General features: G+C 51.6%; 23 protein-coding genes and 1 tRNA gene. 18 read left to right on the top strand and 6 right to left on the bottom strand.

Going from position 1 to position 17,410, the window contains the following annotated elements:
- The first annotated feature begins 16 nt into the window (after positions 1-16).
- Positions 17-89 (top strand) — tRNA-Phe (locus SYN8016DRAFT_RS13145).
- A 125-nt stretch (positions 90-214) separates the two neighbouring features.
- Here the strand turns inward: SYN8016DRAFT_RS13145 and SYN8016DRAFT_RS15985 are convergent.
- Complete coding sequence (locus SYN8016DRAFT_RS15985; RefSeq protein ID WP_256364601.1) at positions 215-340, bottom strand: hypothetical protein; 126 nt, start codon at positions 338-340, stop codon at positions 215-217.
- Between the two features lie 535 nt (positions 341-875).
- On the opposite strand from SYN8016DRAFT_RS15985, the gene SYN8016DRAFT_RS13135 reads away from it, so the two are divergent.
- The 3 genes from SYN8016DRAFT_RS13135 to SYN8016DRAFT_RS13125 all read left to right on the top strand — a co-directional run bounded on the left by SYN8016DRAFT_RS13135 (position 876) and on the right by SYN8016DRAFT_RS13125 (position 2,992).
- On the top strand, positions 876-1,415 hold the full coding sequence (locus tag SYN8016DRAFT_RS13135) for a hypothetical protein (RefSeq protein WP_006854906.1): 540 nt from the start codon (positions 876-878) through the stop codon (positions 1,413-1,415).
- Positions 1,416-1,675: 260 nt separating this feature from the next.
- Positions 1,676-2,341, top strand: coding sequence for a hypothetical protein (locus SYN8016DRAFT_RS13130; RefSeq protein WP_006854905.1), 666 nt, complete (start codon positions 1,676-1,678; stop codon positions 2,339-2,341).
- Positions 2,342-2,737: 396 nt separating this feature from the next.
- The gene (locus SYN8016DRAFT_RS13125) at positions 2,738-2,992 is read left to right on the top strand and encodes a hypothetical protein (protein WP_006854903.1); all 255 of its coding nucleotides are present in this window, start codon (positions 2,738-2,740) and stop codon (positions 2,990-2,992) included.
- On the opposite strand, the gene SYN8016DRAFT_RS13120 is transcribed toward SYN8016DRAFT_RS13125, so the two are convergent.
- The gene (locus SYN8016DRAFT_RS13120; protein ID WP_141561523.1) at positions 2,984-3,412 is read right to left on the bottom strand and encodes a hypothetical protein; all 429 of its coding nucleotides are present in this window, start codon (positions 3,410-3,412) and stop codon (positions 2,984-2,986) included. The two genes, SYN8016DRAFT_RS13125 and SYN8016DRAFT_RS13120, sit on opposite strands and share 9 nt — an antisense overlap.
- A 184-nt stretch (positions 3,413-3,596) precedes the next feature.
- On the opposite strand from SYN8016DRAFT_RS13120, the gene SYN8016DRAFT_RS13115 reads away from it, so the two are divergent.
- The 11 genes from SYN8016DRAFT_RS13115 (at position 3,597) to SYN8016DRAFT_RS13070 (ending at position 11,608) form a co-directional block, all read left to right on the top strand.
- Positions 3,597-4,043, top strand: coding sequence for a hypothetical protein (locus SYN8016DRAFT_RS13115; protein ID WP_006854901.1), 447 nt, complete (start codon positions 3,597-3,599; stop codon positions 4,041-4,043).
- Complete coding sequence (locus SYN8016DRAFT_RS13110; RefSeq protein ID WP_006854900.1) at positions 4,040-4,642, top strand: Phycocyanin; 603 nt, start codon at positions 4,040-4,042, stop codon at positions 4,640-4,642. Before SYN8016DRAFT_RS13115 ends, SYN8016DRAFT_RS13110 begins: the two co-directional genes overlap by 4 nt.
- Before the next feature lie 89 nt (positions 4,643-4,731).
- Positions 4,732-5,478 carry a phycobilisome rod-core linker polypeptide gene (locus SYN8016DRAFT_RS13105; RefSeq protein WP_006854899.1) on the top strand — a complete coding sequence of 249 codons (747 nt, stop codon included), beginning with the start codon at positions 4,732-4,734 and terminating at the stop codon, positions 5,476-5,478.
- A 5-nt stretch (positions 5,479-5,483) separates the two neighbouring features.
- The gene (locus SYN8016DRAFT_RS13100) at positions 5,484-6,170 is read left to right on the top strand and encodes a pentapeptide repeat-containing protein (RefSeq protein ID WP_006854898.1); all 687 of its coding nucleotides are present in this window, start codon (positions 5,484-5,486) and stop codon (positions 6,168-6,170) included.
- A gap of 172 nt (positions 6,171-6,342) precedes the next feature.
- Positions 6,343-7,227, top strand: a complete 885-nt coding sequence (locus SYN8016DRAFT_RS13095) for a phycobilisome linker polypeptide (protein WP_006854897.1) — start codon at positions 6,343-6,345, stop codon at positions 7,225-7,227.
- Positions 7,228-7,322: 95 nt separating this feature from the next.
- A complete protein-coding gene (locus tag SYN8016DRAFT_RS13090; protein ID WP_006854896.1) occupies positions 7,323-8,969 on the top strand; it encodes a phycobilisome rod-core linker polypeptide in 1,647 nt (548 codons plus the stop codon).
- A 102-nt stretch (positions 8,970-9,071) separates the two neighbouring features.
- Positions 9,072-9,806 (top strand): phycobilisome rod-core linker polypeptide, encoded by a 735-nt coding sequence (locus SYN8016DRAFT_RS13085; RefSeq protein ID WP_006854895.1) that lies wholly within the window; start codon positions 9,072-9,074, stop codon positions 9,804-9,806.
- Between the two features lie 40 nt (positions 9,807-9,846).
- On the top strand, positions 9,847-10,119 hold the full coding sequence (locus tag SYN8016DRAFT_RS15125) for a hypothetical protein (RefSeq protein WP_136988032.1): 273 nt from the start codon (positions 9,847-9,849) through the stop codon (positions 10,117-10,119).
- Positions 10,109-10,648, top strand: coding sequence for a phycobiliprotein lyase (locus SYN8016DRAFT_RS13080; protein WP_006854894.1), 540 nt, complete (start codon positions 10,109-10,111; stop codon positions 10,646-10,648). Before SYN8016DRAFT_RS15125 ends, SYN8016DRAFT_RS13080 begins: the two co-directional genes overlap by 11 nt.
- A gap of 15 nt (positions 10,649-10,663) precedes the next feature.
- A complete protein-coding gene (locus SYN8016DRAFT_RS13075; RefSeq protein WP_006854893.1) occupies positions 10,664-11,269 on the top strand; it encodes a chromophore lyase CpcT/CpeT in 606 nt (201 codons plus the stop codon).
- 30 nt (positions 11,270-11,299) lie between these two features.
- A complete protein-coding gene (locus tag SYN8016DRAFT_RS13070; RefSeq protein ID WP_006854892.1) occupies positions 11,300-11,608 on the top strand; it encodes a hypothetical protein in 309 nt (102 codons plus the stop codon).
- Between the two features lie 5 nt (positions 11,609-11,613).
- On the opposite strand, the gene SYN8016DRAFT_RS14645 is transcribed toward SYN8016DRAFT_RS13070, so the two are convergent.
- Positions 11,614-12,219, bottom strand: coding sequence for a Nif11-like leader peptide family natural product precursor (locus tag SYN8016DRAFT_RS14645; protein ID WP_006854891.1), 606 nt, complete (start codon positions 12,217-12,219; stop codon positions 11,614-11,616).
- A 2-nt stretch (positions 12,220-12,221) separates the two neighbouring features.
- Positions 12,222-12,533, bottom strand: coding sequence for a hypothetical protein (locus SYN8016DRAFT_RS13055; protein WP_006854890.1), 312 nt, complete (start codon positions 12,531-12,533; stop codon positions 12,222-12,224).
- Positions 12,534-12,650: 117 nt separating this feature from the next.
- On the opposite strand from SYN8016DRAFT_RS13055, the gene SYN8016DRAFT_RS13050 reads away from it, so the two are divergent.
- The 3 genes from SYN8016DRAFT_RS13050 (at position 12,651) to mpeA (ending at position 15,081) form a co-directional block, all read left to right on the top strand.
- Positions 12,651-13,859 carry a HEAT repeat domain-containing protein gene (locus SYN8016DRAFT_RS13050; RefSeq protein ID WP_006854889.1) on the top strand — a complete coding sequence of 403 codons (1,209 nt, stop codon included), beginning with the start codon at positions 12,651-12,653 and terminating at the stop codon, positions 13,857-13,859.
- 137 nt (positions 13,860-13,996) lie between these two features.
- The gene (locus SYN8016DRAFT_RS13045) at positions 13,997-14,542 is read left to right on the top strand and encodes a bleomycin hydrolase (protein WP_006854888.1); all 546 of its coding nucleotides are present in this window, start codon (positions 13,997-13,999) and stop codon (positions 14,540-14,542) included.
- Positions 14,543-14,583: 41 nt separating this feature from the next.
- Positions 14,584-15,081, top strand: coding sequence for a class 2 C-phycoerythrin subunit alpha (gene mpeA / locus SYN8016DRAFT_RS13040; protein WP_006854887.1), 498 nt, complete (start codon positions 14,584-14,586; stop codon positions 15,079-15,081).
- A gap of 86 nt (positions 15,082-15,167) precedes the next feature.
- On the opposite strand, the gene SYN8016DRAFT_RS13035 is transcribed toward mpeA, so the two are convergent.
- Together SYN8016DRAFT_RS13035 and SYN8016DRAFT_RS13025 are read right to left on the bottom strand one after the other, a co-directional pair.
- Positions 15,168-16,484 (bottom strand): HEAT repeat domain-containing protein, encoded by a 1,317-nt coding sequence (locus SYN8016DRAFT_RS13035; RefSeq protein ID WP_006854886.1) that lies wholly within the window; start codon positions 16,482-16,484, stop codon positions 15,168-15,170.
- 455 nt (positions 16,485-16,939) lie between these two features.
- Entirely contained in the window at positions 16,940-17,374 is a 435-nt protein-coding gene (locus tag SYN8016DRAFT_RS13025) for a DUF2656 family protein (RefSeq protein WP_006854885.1), read from the bottom strand.
- Between the last annotated feature and the right edge of the window lie 36 nt (positions 17,375-17,410).

Here is a 17,410-nt window from a genome sequence, read left to right as displayed (position 1 = left end):
GTCGTGAAAACGACGTGCCGGGATAGCTCAGTTGGTAGAGCAGGCGACTGAAAATCGCCGTGTCCCCAGTTCAAATCTGGGTCCTGGCATTGACTGAATCTTGATCGACGCGATGGAGTCACCGCTCCATGGGCATTGGAAGCTGTAGGCGTGCTGCCAATCGCCAACAGCTACCTGATTTGGAGTCGCTCGTACAACGGCAGAGCCGTAAGAGCTAGTCGATTTCTGGACGACGGCGCCCTGCATGGATGGTGGCCACCTCTGTGATCTCCTCAATCACCAAATGCTTTCTCCAATCCTGTGAGCCGTTCAGCAACTCATCAAGCTCCTCAGACGTCATTTTCCTGTCAAGACCGCCAAGGACGCCCTTGATGGCGCACTTAATGATGACCTCTTGCTCGTATGTCATAAAGCAAACGCTGTAGATCCCATCTTGCCGAAGCTGTCACACCAATGGATTCCGAAGTCGTCACGCCATGCCTTGCAGACAGGAACAATCCGAGAATTGACTCGCCGTCTTTCATGACCTCAGCAATAGAGCGATGAAACGCCTGAACCCTTGAATGAAGGGGCAGGAGCCAGACCACTCACCCATAAGGAAATGACAGAAGCAACTGCGCTAAAGCTTGAGCGATTCCCACAAGCCAAATATCATCTTCAACCACCAATTTTCCAAGCAATGACAGTCTCCACAGTTGCGCATGAAAACAGTTGCGCATGAAAAACGACGCGCCTGCGTTGGCTCATGCACAATTGGACGAGAGCAGACTCAAGATCATCAGACACCCTCTCTTCGGCTCAGCCATGACCAATCCGCAGCAGAGGTACTTAGCCTCATGAGTGATGTCATCGACCATCGTGTTTGCTAGAGATCCATGAATAGCAAGCTAAATAAAGAACTTATTTCAAGGTCGCTCCAATTGGCAGCGCTAGCTGAGATGCAGCCAGACGACCGCATTGCGCGCATTACTTGGGACAGAATTCAAGATGATTTAGAACAAGCCGATAGCATGGTGTTTGGAATGCAATTTTGCATCGCCAACATCGCAGCATTTATTAAAACATACTTCAAAGAAACCGAGCACAGCATTGCTGCTCTTAGCTCATGCCATCAACTCATTGCATTTCTTGGATGGAATCAAGAGCAGGTCTTAACAATGGAACAGTCAAGAAAGGTCTTTATTGATTACATCAAAGATGTTGTGTCCATGTACAACGATACAAAGCAGAATCACTGCGAGAATGCACAGTGCATCCTTGCCATGAACATGAATTCCATGCTCTTACAGGACCTCGACTATGTCATGAAGCAAAGCCCTCAACGAGAACGCAGCCTCTCTCCTGCGCTGGAAACAACCGCACAACTGAGGTCACAAATGGTTCAGGTTTTTGGCTGGAACAGCTCAGAAACCTGAAGAGAACGAATCGGCACCCCCTCTCCTGCCAAACATTCAAACAATCGATCCCACCTGCACTGTTCCCTTTTCATCTAGATCCTGTGGCCAATCAAAGCCTGGGGTGAAGCCCGTCGCTCGACGAAGGATGGGCGGAATAAGATGGGCGGAACAACATCAATGGATGAGATCCCTAGAAGTCGTTAAAAACCAATAAAATCGAGCAGCCACAAGGTAAACTTGCAATATCAATTCAATCAGGGAAGCTTTAACCAAACCACATGGGTTTTCTTCTTTCGAGTCGATCTGGTCATCTTTGCATTGACGGGAAGAGGGTCTTAAAGCCCCATACAGATGGACTCTTTCCATCAGATCAATTTTGCAGCGGTGATCTCTCCATCCCTTCCACAGATCGAAACATCCTCACGATCTCTCAGTGCTTCCTCGACCTCTATATCAATCCAATGGGATTGCTTCAAGAAAAGAGAGCTAAAGGGAAAAAATGGTTGCACTCCACTCTTGAGATCGAAAGAGAGTTTGGCGAATCCTTCCAAACAGAAGAAGCTCAAAAGCAGTCCTCAAAAGACTCTCTCCCTGCTTCGCCCCATCAAACGAGAGGGTGGCACTTGTTTGTCATGCATACGTTACATCGCTTTTTTTGGAAAGACTTTGACTGCATCAGAGGTTCGCGTAAGCTTGAAGAAACTGATGATTATCACTGGTGGCTTGAGAACAGCAGTGGAGACATGATCGATCTAGCGGAGGAGCAGTATCAAGCCAGCAAAATCCCTACATTGAGAGAACAAGGGAAAAAACTGAAACCATTAGGCAATCGATATTCAGCAACATCCAAGGCCATGGCCCATAGAATCACCGAAGTCCTGTCATCCCACCATTACGACCCAAGCGTTATTGATCAATACGCCAATGCTTATATGAAGCGCTAGAAACAAGCGCTAAAGCCAAGCTCAAAAACTCACTTCACCACGTCTAATCCAAGAACATTTCATCATATTCTTTCTACCAACCAAACTGATTTGGATGGATGAGCACCATTCTTGCCGCCTGAATCGATGCAAAGAAGCGCGAGGCCTGGCGTCAGCGCATGAACTCTGCAGACTCGAGCGAGGCATAGAGTTGTTCGGTCCATGCACCCCTCAGAAGTGCCATGGGCCTACCCGACACCATGCCTTTCGGCTGGGGAGAGGTGGATCAGCAGCAAGGGAAACGCCTCCTAGGCGCTTTTCGGCATGACTGCTCAACCAATTTGAATGCTTGAAGGGGCAATTTGTCGAAACGCCCCCAGTTCAAATCTGGGTTCTGGCATTTGCAAGCAACAGTCGATGATTCGCGTACCGATCGATGACGATCGCACTTTCAATAATCCCGACGGATTTGCGATGGTGTTCGACCGAACCTGGAAGCACTTAGCCAAAGCTGAGCAATTTGCTGATCTTTCGATTGACCAACGTATCGATGCAGTCATTGAAAAGATGGAGGACCATCCCTTCCTCCAGGCTGAGCCCGAGCAAGCTCGTCAGATCGCGATTTTTAGGGTTCGCTTGCTCAACCTGGATGGAGCAAGCCACTCAAGCTGACATCAGTTCGTCGCTCTGTTCGAGGTCTGGATCCGCGCTTTCTGAGGGCAGTTCCTGTGAATCGTTGACATACACAGTTTGTTCCAGATCAAAATCCTCCGGCTCCTCCATGTCGTTGTCTGAGTCGACATGAGAATCGATTACCACTTCGAGTCGAGGCACCTCGCTATGCGACTCATCTTTGGCTTGCTCATTCAGCAAACCGCGGAGTTGCACGAGACGGTCACTGCTATCAGCGAGCAATAAAAAGCTATCGGAATCATCAGCTTGTTCCGGCTCAACAGAGTCCAACTTCTCTGAGAGTTCGTTAAATCGCTCTTCGAGTGCAAGCAATCTGAGCGTCAAAGATTCTGCAATCTCACTGACCAAGTGCAGTTGTCCGCTCAACTGCTGAACCATGTCTTGACTAGAAATGGTCATTGGCGTGAACTCCGAGCTCATCGAAAGCCGATGGTATCGATCACAAACAACTTGTCCACAGTGATCTCAAACCTCTTGAAGGAGACGCCTGCACCAACGGCTGGTTCCTTTCGCAAGGCAACGTGCTGCCATCCTCAACGCCTTTAAGGAGCAGAGATAAGATTCTTCGATCTGAGCTGTTGTGATGAACGGTGCAGCCGACTCCGCGATCAGAGCTCTGATCCAAAAGATTCAACCTGAAAATGAATGTCAACACTCCATTGGAGATGGGGTGTTGAGGATCAACCTCAAAGCTGACGACCTCAAGCTTTGGAGAGACACCCTGCTGGGCCTGAAAGAACCAGGCAACATTCTTTTGGCCTGCGAGAGCAACCGGGATGCTCTCGATGCAACGCGCCTCACCTGGGTTGTTGGTGCTGCGATTCGGTCAACCAGCATCGACTCGTCTCAAGGGATCGTCCCTTTATTGAGCGAACTGGGCGTTCCCGTTGACATTGCCAAAGCTTTACCAGGCCACTGCCCTGGCCTTGGGGCAGAGATCACATGGGCTTTTTATTTAGAGAGGCACGGCTGGCTCACCGCTTCGCCGATCATTGATGAGCAGCTTTTAAGTCCGGCCATCACGGCATGACCTCGCCCCTATCTTCCGAACAGATTCGGGCCTTAGCCCAACGAGCGCAGATTTTTGGCCTACTAGATCGCCAATCGCTCAACAGTGATCTCAGAGCCACCCTGGCTCAAGCAAACGATGAGACGAGGCTCCTAACGGCAGAAGAAATCACCGCTGCTTGCCAGCACTCAGGAGTGAAGCCAGCTCCGCTGATCCAGCTGCAAAGCCAAGTTCCTGGTTTGGTTGACAGCGCTCGGGAAGCACTCCTAGCGCAACAACCAGACCTCGTTCGCCCCGGAGGCGCTCTTTTCCCTCAGGAGCGTGCTGATGCTTGCTGGCGTGATTGCTTTCACTTCTTAAGGATCAGCCTCTATGCCGTTGCCGCAGGCGAGACCAGGTTCACCGATCCTGCTGGGCTCGACGCCATGCAAGAGCTCTACGACGTTCTAAAGGTCCCTGTCCCTGCCTTACTGGTCGCCCTCACCCAGCTTCGCGATTTGGCATGCAAGGCCTATTCCAAGGACGGACCGAACCAGGATGTGAGCTTGCTAGAGAGTGCCCTCGACCACCTCATCAAGCAAATGAAGGGATTTCAGACCGATCGAAAACCGTTTTTGTAATTCTTATCGTAAAGAGAGACGAAGGAATCCCCACCCTTTTTGACGACTCGCGGGAGACTGTCTGCCTTGTAAATGCGCAAATACACCTAATGCCTCTCCCACGGCTTGACTATCCCCTCACCAGCCAAAATCAACGTGTTGGAGATCTTGGAGGCCTGGAGGCACCGATCGATCAAACAGTGATCGCAGCAGCAGCGAACGGAGAAAACTGGACGTCGCTCACGAGTCAGATAGAGAGCGCTTACAAACAGGTTTTCTTTCATGCCATGACGGCAGACAGGGAGCCTTTTCTGGAGTCGCAACTGCGCAACGGAAGCATCACGATGCGTGACTTCATTCGCGGCCTGTTGCTATCCCGTCGCTTCACCGAGGGATACGTGTCCTGCAATAGCAACTACCGCTTAGTTGACCAGGTTGTTGGCCGGATCCTTGGACGCTCTGTTCATGGAGAAGGGGAACGCCTGAGCTGGTCGATTGTGATTGGCAATCGCGGGTTTGCTGGCTTTGTCGATGCTCTGCTCGACAGCAGCGAATACATGGATTCCTTTGGCTACGACCAGGTTCCAAACCAACGCTCCAGGGTCCTACCTGGCGCTGCAACCGGTGAAATGCCGATCTACCAGCGCTTCCCGCGTTATGGGAGCGACTGGCGTGACATGCAATGGGAACAAAAGCTACAAACCCGCGACATGGCTGGCGGCAGTGTCACTCCCGCATGGATCAAAGAGCCACCAGCCTGGGTTAAGAAGTTCTGGCTGGGTCTGGCCGTGGTTGGCAGTGTCGAAGTCCTACGCGTGCTGATCATCGTGGCAGGCTCAATGCTCAGCACCCGTTAATTGCCGTGACCGCTGAGCTTGAGCTCTCTTCTTGGCTACCCCCAGAACAAACACTCCCTGAGGCTTTTTCCTCAGGGACGACCGATGCCAGAGGAGCGAACTGGCGAGGGCAATCGTTGGGAACCACTGATTTCAGCGGAGCTGCTCTCTGCCGCGTTGATTTGCGCGGTTGCGACCTATCTGGCTGCAACCTCGAAGGCACTGATTTGCGTTTAGCCCGCTACGACAGAGCCACAATCTGGCCTGAAGGGTTTGAAGTGCGCAGCTCAGGAGCGGTTGGACCTGGAGCCAAGCTCAATGGAGCGTTCCTTAACGGAACAGATTTACGGGGCATGGATTTACGCGGCGCCTCTTTGATGGGCACCTACCTGAGTGGTGCCGATCTCAGCGGAACCCTGCTTGATGATGTTCGCCTCGTAGGAGCCGACCTGCGTCACGCCGTGCTGCGGGGAGCCCGCTGCCGAGGGGCACGTTTCGGTGGCTGCCAACTCGACTACGCAGACTTTCGAGGAGCGGACCTGACGGATGCCGGACTTGAGGGCGTGGAGTCGATCAAAGGCGCCGACTTTTCTTTGTGCATTGGCCTAGCAGAGCAATTAGGAGCCTTGCGCGCTCGTCCTTATCTCGAGCTGGACTGCTGGAACCCAATGACGCGTAAAAACACGCGTGAAGCGCTTGAATCACTGTCCTGAACTAGCTTTCGCGACAGTTTCGGCGGCTACCACTTATCAGGCCAGCCGCCGACGCAAAGCCAAAATGGTCATGTCACGCAACACTCCAACACAATTGATTGAGCTTTATAAAGAATCGCCCTGCTGACAAAAGGGTTGTCAGAACATATAGAGCGAACACCCAGCGAGCTCTATGCCTTTCGGTCCCGCTTCGTTACTCGGCGTTGAGCGCTTCTCCGCAGAGAGCGAAGCTCCCCTTGAACTGATTCCAGGCGATGAAGACGCCAAAAAGGAGCAAATCATCACAGCCGTGTACAAGCAGGTACTCGGCAATGCCTACGTGATGGACAGCGAGCGTCAGCTCGTAGCCGAATCCCAGTTCAAACTTGGCGAAATCAGTGTTCGCGAGTTTGTTCGCGTCGTTGCCAAGAGCGAGCTTTACAGCTCTCGCTTTTTTGATGCCTGTCCTCGTTATCGCTATATCGAACTGGCCTTCCGCCATCTTCTTGGTCGTGCGCCTGTGGATTTCCAGGAGATGCGCACTCACGCCGAACGCCTGGATAGCAAGGGTTTTAGCGCCGATATCGACAGCTTCCTCGACTCAGACGATTACCAAAACACCTTTGGTGAATGGACTGTTCCCTATCAGCGGGGATGGAAGACCGAAAGCTGCGCCACCATGCAGGAGTTCACATGGAGCTTCCAGCTTCTGCGTGGCAACAGCAGCAGCAGCTTGAAAGGCGACCTCTCAGGAATCACCAGCAAGTTGGGTGGTGCTGCTTATCAGAACCGTCCTCTCGCGGTGGTACCGCCGTCCTCCATCGAGACCCAGGGCTGGAGTTTCCGACCTTCCAAGAATCTCCAAGATGCGCCAACACGTCTCGGCGTTGGTGCTGGCGACGAAGGCAAGACCTATCGGGTCGAAGTCACTGGCTACAGCGCCAACAACGTGCGCCGCATCTCTCGATACACCCGCTCAAATCGCGTGTATTACGTGCCCTTTGACAAGCTCTCTGAGCAGTTCAAACGCATTCATGCCGAAGGCGGGAAGATCGCCAGCATCACCCCCTCGAACTAACCCGAATCCTGGATTGGCGTTTGCATGCAACGCCAATCTGCCCTTCCCAGTCGCCCTGAGCGACCACCTCTCCCTTCCCTCTCCCTCAACCCCCCATGTCTGCCTCTCAAGGTTTCGGAGCCAGCTCCCTCAATTCGAACCCTGTCTCATTCAGCAGGAATCGCAATGCAGCAAACAAGCCAGCCCTGAGCAACGCTGAGTTTCTGCGCCAATCCTGCGCCTCAATGAAAATTGCGATTGGCCCTCGCAATCACGAAGATTGTCCCCATGGCGGAACGATGCAGCGTTATGCCGTCGATGACGCAGCTGGGCTCGAAGCTGCCATCAATGCCGCCTACCGCCAGGTTTATGGCAATGCCCATGTGATGGAACATGAGCGCTCGAGAGAATTGGAGGCTCAGTTCTGCAATGGCGAGCGGAACGTGCGCGAATTCGTGCGGGCACTTGCAAAAACTGAGTTTTATCGCGCGCGTTTCTTCCAAGGCGTTGCACCCATGCGCGGAGTTGAGCTGAACATCAAGCATTTGCTTGGTCGCCCTCCTCTTTCTCAAGGTGAGATGTCAGCGCACATCACCTTGCTAGCAAGCGCTGGTCACGATGCGGTGATTGATTTCATCGTTGATTCAGCTGAATACGCTGAAGTGTTCGGCAACGACGTTGTTCCCTACACCCGTTCATTCACGTCTGCGGCTGGTATCCCCACAAGCAGCTTTGTCAATATCGCGGCTCTTGAGCGCGGCTTTGCCATCAGCGACAGTGCCGTTGGCGCCCGCAGTCAGCTGAGCAACACACTCGCACGTGGTGCCGTTCCATACATTCAGCTTCCCAGCTCCGTCTCGGCTTCCCGTGGAGCCAAGAGCAGCGGCTCTGGAACCGGTGTCAAATTCACCTCCAAGGTGCGCAAGTCCAGCGATGGCGGCGACTCGATGCCAGCCCGTGGCGATGCCTACGTGGGCTTCGGTCTTGGTCAGCGGGAACAGGAAGTGTTCCAACGCTGCCCTGGTGACACTGCGGACCAAATCAACGCATTGATCCGTTCTGCCTACCGCCAGGTCATGGGCAATCCCCATTTGATGGAGTCAGAGAGGGCCTTGGCTGCTGAAAGCAAGTTCACCGAGGGCTACTACAGCACCCGTGAGTTGGTTCGTGGGATCTGTTTGTCTTCCGAATACGTTCGTCGTTTCTTTGAATCGAATGCTCCCTACCGCTTCGTTGAACTGAACTTCAAGCACATTTTGGGACGTGCACCCATCTCACAAGCAGAGGTGAGCGAGCACATCCAAATCCTTGCAAACGAAGGATACGAAGCAGAAATCAATAGCTACATCGACAGCGCCGAATACCAGAGCACGTTTGGTGAGGACACCGTTCCTTACATGCGCATCCTCTCTGAGCAGGGACGCTCCCAGCTGGCCTTCAACCGCCATCTGTCTCTCTCTGAAGGCTATGCAGCAAGTGACTCCGTAGCGAACAGCTCTTCCCTTGTCACCTCAGTCGCCACCAAGACGGTGCCCAGTGGATGGCGCACAACAACCGTCCGCAGCAACCGCAATAGCGCGATTGCTGGCTCCCCTGATCCCACCAAGAGACGGTTCCGCATCGTTGTGCAAGCACAGCCCGCAGGTGGACGCCAAAGAACTCCCAATGCCAGCTACTTGGTGTCTGGCAAGGACATGACCAGCCAGATGAAGTACATCCACCGCCGCGGAGGTCGGATCGTCTCCATCACCGAGGTGATGTGACCTAAGGAGGGATTCACCCATCCCTTCCAACTTCTTCGACGCACATTGGCTTCATCCGACCCCCGTCTGTGATGAAGCCTTCTTTTTTCCCTCCCCCCAACAATGACTGCCCCTCTGACCCTCACCTGCGCCGCAAACCAAGACACCGAACAAGCCTCCGTTGTTCTCAAAGCCGCTTATCGTCAGGTGTTCGGCAACCGTTATCTGATGGAGCTGGATGTTTGTCCTTCCATCGATGCGCTGTTCATGAACGGTGATCTCACCGTTCAGGGGCTGATCACTTCCTTGGCTCAATCCGAGACCTATCGGCGTTACACACTCGAGCCCAACAATCCTTATCGCTTTGTCGAACTGAACTTCAAGCACCTGATGGGACGTCCTCCGCGCAATCAGGCTGAGATCAGCGAGCACGTCAACAGACTTGCCACAGAGGGATTTGAAGCTGAGATCGCTAGCTACACCTACAGCGACGAGTATCTCAAGAATTTTGGGATCGACACGGTTCCCTATGCCAGAACAGCCAAATCAGTGGTTGGCGAAACCACCGTTGCTTACCAACGCAACATCGCCATTGACCCTGGCTATGCAGGCTTTGATGGCAGCAAAACATCCATTTTGCTGAGCAGCATTGCTTCGAACACCAATCCAACAGCCGCTGGTGCTCGGAAGGCCGTTGGCGGTGGTGGTCGCTACACGATCATTTGGACGTCACGTGTGCAGCTCGGAACGGCGCGTCGTTCAGCCCAAAGATCAGTTGTCAGCTACAACTCCCTGTCCACAACGATCAGAAGCATCCAAGCCCAGCGCGGTCGCATCATCTCTATTGCGAATGCTTAACCCTTAGAGAGATTTGCTCATTGAGCAGATCGAATCGGTCATGATTGGACCCTGGTCGTTCACAGGGCCCAATCTGGCGTTTTCCCAGCCAAAGCCGTTAGCACCTTCAATCACTCCAAACGACATGCCAATCTTTAGAAACACTTCCAACAGGAAAACATCAGGGCAAAACGAGAGTTTTCATGATTCTGTTTCTGGCGTTCCTATGGCCATGTCAATGATGATTGACTCCATGGTGAATATGGTGCATATCAATCAACCTCATCCGTCTGCCACCTCGGCAACGATTGATGCACACCTGAATGAATATTGAGACTTTCGTCCATCAAAGCGAAGGCAAATGGCGCTCGATGCGCTCTGGGCACTCTCTAGCCTTCCAACAATTTGAAGACGTGCTAAGTGAAGTAGAGATCAAAAGTGTTGATCCCTCTTCTAGCAGTATTCAAGAACTAATCGAATCATCAAACTTAGATTGCAAGGCAACCGCAACCTGCCCATTTCAAATGGAATGGAAAGCAGAAAGTGATTGGGAACCTGACGATCCCAGCGATGTCACATCTGGGTCTTGCCTCCTCGTTCCCCTCGCCACCAACGAGACCGAAGGAAAAATCATCAGAAGCGTAGGGTACGCAGAATCTGAATTCGCAGTTTCCGACTATAAATTTCTCGAAGATGGCACCTTTCTGCTCAAGACTCAATATGAGCAATCCATTGCAGAAGAAAGGATTTGGTTTGTATCAGAAAACGTACGCTGTCGGTCCTCCGTCCTTCGGACATCCGCAGGCTCGGGAATCCTACAAACTTCATTTGCATCAGAAGTAAGACGCTTAAACATTCAGTAACTACATCAATAATCGATGAGCTCTAAAGAAGCATTATTGAGATTTGCCAAAACACTGGCTGGACATTACAGCAATTTTGAGCAATCTCAGGACAACCCAAAAGACTTCGCTCACATTAATATCTATTTCAGGCCCCTACCATGGGAAACCTTAAAAGGACCTGGCTTCTACTCAGAACAAAGCTACGACCATGATCCCTGGAGTCCCTATCGACAAGGGATTCATCGACTCCAGCAAATTCAAGACATCTTTGTTGTTGAAAATTTTGGATTTGCTGATGCACTAAGGCTTGCCGGCTCAGGACAGCGTCCAGAGTTACTCCGAAGCCTCAAAGTGGAGTCCCTCACACCACGTTGTGGATGCGATATGCATTTTCATGAAGTCGAAACTGGATGTTATCGGGGAGAAGTGGAGCCAGGCCACAAGTGTTTGGTCCCGCGCGATGGGCAATTGACCTATCTGATCAGCGAGGTTGATGTAGACAGCACAACTTGGGTTAGCCGTGATCGCGGTTTTGATCCAGAAACCCATGCGCAAAAATGGGGCTCCGAACACGGACCCTTAAAATTTAAACGAGTGACATCCCTTGGCGACTCTCTAAACCTCGACTGGCTTCGATAAGATGGTTGATCAAGCAAGCATGTGGTTTGAATGTCCGCGCTAGATGCGGAAAAACAATTAAAAGCTTGGATCCGGTCGCAACACTTGATTTGTGTTGGAACAGATTTTATTTTCGAGACTGTTGATCAAAGTCAACTCGAAAAGTTTGAGCGTTGTATTGAATTACTTGGTGGCAGAATTCGTTCCGTTTCAGCTGCAGGCAATTGGCCAATGGGACCAAACCGAACATTCAAAATTCTTCGAGCCAATGCTCCAGTCCCCCGCCCAGGGGGAGAAGCCATTGTGACCTATTGGGCAAAGCGCGGAACATCGCAAACTCGTTATGCAGAAATCAGCTAAATAAATTACTCGTCAAACCAACCAAACCAAGTCGGCTTGGAGAAGTCAGATACCTTGTTCCAACGACGTAATAATGTCAACGAATCAACCGGAAAGCCTTGTGCGTTCGCAAGTTCAATCACTGCATCCTGATCCCGTGCAAACTTCACTTGATCTTTTAAGTCAGGCCTACTTTTAAGCATTTCAATGAAAGATTCCAGGGCCGCATCTCGCTCAGAATCCGTGAGGGGCTTTTCTTGCTGAGCAACAGCATCCGTTCCCTGAAACCCATTTTGATCATCGGACTCAGAGATGGAGGCAAAATTGGCCGTTCCCAACAACCCCTCAGAAAGGGTGCCTTCCATTAACAAAGGACGCCAACTCGACAGTTGCCTAAAAGCCCAACTCCAATGGGCAGGATCGGCAAGCTGAAGCAATTCCAATTCTGCATCGGCAGATTTAAGCCAATCCATCGCAAGATGCCTTCCCCATTCAACCAATGTGATTGAGAAGCCCCTGATGTTTGCATAAGCGACGAGATCATAATGGGTAGCAAGAGGCTTAATTCCAGTCGCAATGCCGTGATCATCAACGACAGCTTGGATAAACCGGTCAAGTTCAGACGATGACATACTCAACACTCCTCAATCCAAAGGGCAAAATTAACTTTTTCGCAAATCATTTGTAGAACAATAGGCCCACCAGGACACTGAAGCGTTCTCCATCGGATTCCCAGCTGAGTTGTACCAGAGTCAACAAGAATCTTTGGGGTCCGCGTTGCCTGCTCAAGGGGGATTAACGATCCGGAAAGCGGGCTATCAAAATCCACGAGAAGTTTTTTGAGATCCTCGATACTGGAAATAGTATTCAGAGCATCATCCAAATCAAATGCTTTGACAAAGCGGTTGATCTCGCTCAATGCAGAAGATGCGGACGTCACATTCATTCACCAATGAGGCTGACCCCTACTATAGAGAAAAGGATCAACCCGAGCCAAAGGCTCTGGCCTCGTCGGGCATTAAGACAAGTGCCGGCATCAAAATCCCATTCTTCCCTGTAGGCAATGAGTGAGCGCTTTGACACATTATTTTCGGGAATGAGTGAGGAGAATGCTCTCAATCTCATTATTACTGATCCAAGCCAACTCGATAATCCCGGTGTTAAGTACTTAGCTGCCTCACGCCTAGGAGCCTGCACATCGCAACAGTCTCTTGACCGATTGATTGAGGTTGCATCAAAGGAAAGCGATGACCTCTATGAACGAATCACCCGACGAAAAGCTCTTGAAGCTCTGGGCAGACGAAAACAAAAGACGGCTCTCCCTGTCTTGATTGAGGCTCTGACTGATCAAGATGAACCAACGGTCGTTAACGCTGTTGATTCCATTGCACGCATTGGCGCATCACTCACCGAAACCCAGCAGCAGCAATTACTGACTGCACTGAACGGTCCTGACAACCAAAAGCGGGCCGTTATTCAAGCCTTTACGCGTCTGAACCTTCCAGATAGCAACGATGAGATTGCGGAACTGCGCGGAGATTTAAATCCTTTAGTCGCAGGAGCGGCCCACGCCCATGCCCTACGGCTAACCAATCGAGACGAAAGCTTGAGGCCACTGCTGAGTCAATTACAAGACACCAATCCAGGACGACGCAGAGCGGCAGTCATTGATTTAGGCGATGCTCAACACTTGGCGGCCTTAGAAGCGCTCACCCGCTGTCCTGTTTCGATGCCGCTACGGGCCAAAAGCGCCTTCCTCATTACCAAAGCCCAAACCGAAGGCAACAGAGAAGACATCAACAAAACCCATTCAGACGCCTTGCTTGAAACGCTCCTGAGGGATGATCCGCGCACGCTTGCTCTCGCCAACCCCTCTCCGATCCCCTCAGAAGCAGAAGCGATACGGGCTGGACTTCAACACCGCGACGAGGCGCGTCAATACGAAGCCGCCAAAGCCTTGTGCGAGATGCCAGCGACGGAACGCCTGGCTCTCATCGACGATCTTGAGGAGAACCAGGGAAGCGACTATGGAGTGCACTATCTCCTGGCCAGCTGCGTTGGCCTACTCGAGCTGCAGGAACGCAGCAACCTGGTGAGACGAGCCCTGCAAGAAACCGGTCCTCAGTACTCAAAATCAAGAATTGCGGCCGCATGGAGTTGCCTTCGTCTTCAACTCGATGACCAAAAACCTCTTCTCAAAGAGCTTGCAGAGACCCATCCCTGGGAGCCCTTGAGATGGTCGTGTACTCAGGTCTTGGAGAAAATGGGCTGAGGCTTCATAGTTTCTTCATATTTTAAGTGCAAACTTGTATTGAGAAGCCAGAGGGGAATGATTTCTAGCTGGCAGATGAAGTTACGGTTCCGGGGTGATGCATCGCATCTAAGTCCCCCTCTTGTAAGCATTTTATTATGCTCGACGCATTCTCCAGGCAAGCTGTTTCCGCCGATTCCAGCGGCAGCTTCATTGGTGGCGATCAGCTCTCCGCGCTTCGCTCATTCATCTCTGAAGGCAACAAGCGTCTCGACGCTGTGAACGCCATTACTAGTAACGCTTCCTGCGTTGTTTCCGACTCCGTCGCAGGCATCTGCTGCGAAAACACAGGTCTGACAGCTCCTAACGGTGGTGTGTACACCAACCGCAAAATGGCTGCATGCCTGCGTGATGCTGAAATCATCATGCGCTACGTCTCCTATGCACTGCTGGCCGGCGATGCCTCCGTGCTTCAGGACCGTTGCCTGAATGGTCTGCGCGAGACCTATGCCGCATTGGGCGTTCCTTCAGGATCCGCTTCACGTGCTGTGGCCATCATGAAGGCTTCTGCCTGTGCCCACATCACCAACACCAACAACAGCACTGGCGAAAAGCGCAAGATGCCTGTGACTCAGGGTGATTGCAACGCTCTGTCTGCTGAAGCTGGCTCCTACTTCGACATGGTGATCAGCGCCATCAGCTGAAGCTCATCTGAGATTTTCAACCAAACACATCTCTAAAATCAATGAAGTCTGTCCTGACCACCGCCATCGGATCCGCTGACAGCGGATCTCGCTTCCCTACCAGCTCTGACCTGGAAGCTGTACAGGGTTCCCTGCAACGCGCTGCTGCCCGTCTCGAGGCTGCTGAAAAAATCGCTCAGAACTACGATGCGATTGCTCAGCGTGCTGTTGACGCTGTGTACACCCAGTACCCCAACGGCGCCACCGGCCGCCAGCCTCGCCAGTGCGCGACTGAAGGCAAAGAGAAGTGCAAGCGCGATTTCGTGCACTACCTCCGTCTCATCAACTACTCCTTGGTTGTCGGCGGCACAGGCCCTCTCGACGAACTGGCTATCAATGGTCAGCGCGAGGTTTACAAGGCCCTCAGCATCGACCCCGGCACCTACGTTGCTGGTTTCACCCACATGCGTAACGACGGTTGTGCCCCTCGTGACCTGAGCCCCCAGGCTCTCACCGAGTACAACGGTGCACTTGACTATGTGATCAATTCACTCGCCTGATTCTCAGCCGAGTTTTTCATCCATAACGACTTGGGGCGAATCATTTCGCCCCTTTTTTATGTTTAAAAGGAAAGCAATCACCACTGCTAAATAGAATCACTCGTCATCGCCTTGGCTCGAGCGGCAACAAAAGGATGAGGATCAACGGCTGAGCATTCAAGGCAACGGTCCCGGTCCAAATCGAACTTCGAATCAGACAAAAGCATCAAAACAGCATATCTCACCTCCCAAAAAGGCATCGAATCAGATGACAAGAGTTGAATGAGCCTTTCTTGTTCAAAACCAACTCCCAACCGATACATTGACAAGACTGCAGCAGACTTCGATTTCATGAATTGCGGACGTTGAGATAAGATTGCTTCATTTAAGATCTGTTCAATAACAGGCAACGCCTCCTTAGGCCAGTCACAACGACTTCCAAACAGCTTTACAAAAAAATAGTGTGCACCATAATCATTATGAGCTTCCTCAGTCCAACGCTGATGAAGCAGCGGCCATATTTCAACAGCTGATCGATCACAGAGAGTTTGAAGGGCCAAATAACAACGACTAAAATCCGTTCCAAAAAATTCTTGAATCAGAAATTCATTTGTAGGAGCTTGATCATATTCATGGACCAATTCCAAATCACTAGGATGATCATTAAGCAGAGCATCCACAACTGAAACCAGCGATAACTCACCAAAGATCAAATCCCCTTCTGGCCAAAGCGCACGAAGCGCCCGCATTCTGAACACGGGAGACACTGGGGCCTGCAAAATAGCAGGAAGTAAATCTCTAGCACCACAATCAATCGCATCCTGAATTCCAGACTGCCGATCCATCTGATTTGACAGCAAAAAATGCTGTTGGAGCACATCGAGACGATCACAGGAGGCGCCCAACTTGATGCAAGCACTGATGGCAGCGCCACGAACTCCGGGAGTTTCACTGTCCTGCAATGGCTCGATCACCCCAGCAGCAGAGGCCACTTGAAGACTCGCCAAACTCTGGATTAGGACACGTTGATTTTGATCAGAACGGGACACCAACGAAATCATGGTTTCGTGTAATGCATCAACTTGGCAATCAAGTTGAGCGAGAGCCCATGCTGAATTCTCAACAAGATAGGGATCATCACTATTCAAACAACGACCGATTGCAGGGATGGCGTCCTGACATTTCAAGCGGCCTAAAACTTCCACAGCCTTACGACGCGCTAGACGCCTCGGCTGAGACTGGTCCTGATCGTCAACAAGAGCCAACAATGCCTGCTCCGTGGATTGACCAGGAAAATTGAGCAGATGCGCAGCCGCCATGTAAGGGTCGCTCTGCGACTCCAACTGATCGATTGGCGTCAACAGCATTCGGATTGCGTCAGGCTGCGTCAGTCCAGGATGGATATTGTCGAAAGCACCACTCATCGCTGTCGCCACCTTTGGGTCTTAATCCACTAAGTCTGAAGGATGCTGAGACATGCGAGGGCCAAAATCAATCTCTAACGAAAATTAAGCAACTCTCGCCAAAGGAAAAAACTGCGAGAGGCTAGTGAAAGGTTCGATTCGCACACATGGGCCCTACACAGTCTTCTTCCGTCTTAGTGAAAACCACGATTGAGCAGGGCTCTCGTCTTTCCTCTCAACAGGTGATCAGAGTTCCGCTCCAGCATCTTGCAAGGACAATCCAGGCAATGCATAGCAAAGGCCTTTTAATCGAATCAATCGACATGGGCTTCGGCGCATCCGCAGGATCAGGCCTCGGAGGAGAGACGCCCCAAAAGAAGGCAGCTTCTTCCAAAGCGGACAAGGCTGAGACTTCCAGCAATAACTCGTCCAAGCGATCTGGTCGTAAGCGCCGAAACTAAAGAACAAGCGACTGATCAACCCTGCTGATCAATCACCTGAATCACCCCATCCGCAGGGCGCCCCGAGATCAACCCACTCCAATTGATTGCGATTAAAAACGCATCAGAGTCGTTGGTCTCAACAACATCAACCCCCCAGCCTCCTTCCTGAAGGGGGGCACCGGGATTGCCGGGGCTGTCTTTGCGGCCGCCCAAAGCCATCACAGCATGGTTCGTGCCATGACCCATGCTTTTTCGAACAGCACGCCAAGACGAGCTGAGACGTTTTCCAAACGTCTCAGGATCGAGAGAAGATTCGATTTTTAACTTCCAATGAGGATGTGTTAACGCCTCTACCGAGGTGAAGGAGGCGTCTTCATTCTTTAAAGCAATCGCAAGCTCCTCGAAGCCAAGGGCAGGAACAGAAGAATCTTGGACTTGAAGATTGTGAGAGAGAACGTAGCTGGTCACACAAATCTCGTTGCTTTCATGACCATAGCGATCGAA

The organism is Synechococcus sp. WH 8016, assembly GCF_000230675.1.
In the GTDB taxonomy this organism is placed as follows: domain Bacteria; phylum Cyanobacteriota; class Cyanobacteriia; order PCC-6307; family Cyanobiaceae; genus Synechococcus_C.
Note: the sequence above shows the minus strand (reverse complement) of the source record. Positions and strands in the feature narration are given on the sequence as shown.

Bases quoted from the DNA above. Each gene is read 5' to 3' on its own strand.
- SYN8016DRAFT_RS13120 (WP_141561523.1), bottom strand. From the start codon at position 3,412: ATGACCATTTCTAGTCAAGACATGGTTCAGCAGTTGAGCGGACAACTG.
- SYN8016DRAFT_RS13080 (WP_006854894.1), top strand. From the start codon at position 10,109: ATGAATATTGAGACTTTCGTCCATCAAAGCGAAGGCAAATGGCGCTCG.
- SYN8016DRAFT_RS13135 (WP_006854906.1), top strand. From the start codon at position 876: ATGAATAGCAAGCTAAATAAAGAACTTATTTCAAGGTCGCTCCAATTG.
- SYN8016DRAFT_RS13110 (WP_006854900.1), top strand. From the start codon at position 4,040: ATGACCTCGCCCCTATCTTCCGAACAGATTCGGGCCTTAGCCCAACGA.
- SYN8016DRAFT_RS15125 (WP_136988032.1), top strand. From the start codon at position 9,847: ATGATTGGACCCTGGTCGTTCACAGGGCCCAATCTGGCGTTTTCCCAG.
- SYN8016DRAFT_RS13070 (WP_006854892.1), top strand. From the start codon at position 11,300: ATGTCCGCGCTAGATGCGGAAAAACAATTAAAAGCTTGGATCCGGTCG.
- SYN8016DRAFT_RS13095 (WP_006854897.1), top strand. From the start codon at position 6,343: ATGCCTTTCGGTCCCGCTTCGTTACTCGGCGTTGAGCGCTTCTCCGCA.
- SYN8016DRAFT_RS13035 (WP_006854886.1), bottom strand. From the start codon at position 16,484: ATGAGTGGTGCTTTCGACAATATCCATCCTGGACTGACGCAGCCTGAC.
- SYN8016DRAFT_RS13085 (WP_006854895.1), top strand. From the start codon at position 9,072: ATGACTGCCCCTCTGACCCTCACCTGCGCCGCAAACCAAGACACCGAA.
- SYN8016DRAFT_RS14645 (WP_006854891.1), bottom strand. From the start codon at position 12,219: ATGTCATCGTCTGAACTTGACCGGTTTATCCAAGCTGTCGTTGATGAT.
- SYN8016DRAFT_RS13130 (WP_006854905.1), top strand. From the start codon at position 1,676: ATGGGTTTTCTTCTTTCGAGTCGATCTGGTCATCTTTGCATTGACGGG.
- SYN8016DRAFT_RS13050 (WP_006854889.1), top strand. From the start codon at position 12,651: ATGAGTGAGCGCTTTGACACATTATTTTCGGGAATGAGTGAGGAGAAT.
- mpeA (WP_006854887.1), top strand. From the start codon at position 14,584: ATGAAGTCTGTCCTGACCACCGCCATCGGATCCGCTGACAGCGGATCT.
- SYN8016DRAFT_RS13090 (WP_006854896.1), top strand. From the start codon at position 7,323: ATGTCTGCCTCTCAAGGTTTCGGAGCCAGCTCCCTCAATTCGAACCCT.
- SYN8016DRAFT_RS13115 (WP_006854901.1), top strand. From the start codon at position 3,597: ATGAACGGTGCAGCCGACTCCGCGATCAGAGCTCTGATCCAAAAGATT.
- SYN8016DRAFT_RS13045 (WP_006854888.1), top strand. From the start codon at position 13,997: ATGCTCGACGCATTCTCCAGGCAAGCTGTTTCCGCCGATTCCAGCGGC.
- SYN8016DRAFT_RS13105 (WP_006854899.1), top strand. From the start codon at position 4,732: ATGCCTCTCCCACGGCTTGACTATCCCCTCACCAGCCAAAATCAACGT.
- SYN8016DRAFT_RS13125 (WP_006854903.1), top strand. From the start codon at position 2,738: ATGATTCGCGTACCGATCGATGACGATCGCACTTTCAATAATCCCGAC.
- SYN8016DRAFT_RS15985 (WP_256364601.1), bottom strand. From the start codon at position 340: ATGACGTCTGAGGAGCTTGATGAGTTGCTGAACGGCTCACAGGATTGG.
- SYN8016DRAFT_RS13055 (WP_006854890.1), bottom strand. From the start codon at position 12,533: ATGAATGTGACGTCCGCATCTTCTGCATTGAGCGAGATCAACCGCTTT.
- SYN8016DRAFT_RS13075 (WP_006854893.1), top strand. From the start codon at position 10,664: ATGAGCTCTAAAGAAGCATTATTGAGATTTGCCAAAACACTGGCTGGA.